This window comes from Streptomyces sp. SID5464 (assembly GCF_009862985.1).
In the GTDB taxonomy this organism is placed as follows: domain Bacteria; phylum Actinomycetota; class Actinomycetes; order Streptomycetales; family Streptomycetaceae; genus Streptomyces; species Streptomyces chartreusis_D.
Map to the genome: position 1 here is coordinate 228283 of NZ_WWIQ01000072.1, position 216 is coordinate 228498.

Below are 216 nucleotides of genomic sequence, written 5' to 3' on the forward strand. Positions count from 1 at the left end.
CAGTTCCGCCCGAAGTACGTCTCGTTCGACTGCTACGGCACGTTGATCGAGTGGCCGATGACCCCCATCACGCGTGAACTCGTCGGCGACCAGATCCCGGCCGAGCACTGGGACCAGTTCGTCAAGGAGTTCCGCGGCTACCGCTACGACTCGGTCCTTGGCAAGTACTACCCCTACGAGCAGACGCTGCAGGACGCCTTCGAGGGGGTCTGCCGC

At 63.9% G+C, this 216-nt stretch carries 1 pseudogene; it reads left to right on the forward strand.

What is annotated here, in order from left to right:
- Window positions 1-216: pseudogene (locus GTY47_RS34890) on the forward strand (haloacid dehalogenase type II); the annotation flags it as partial.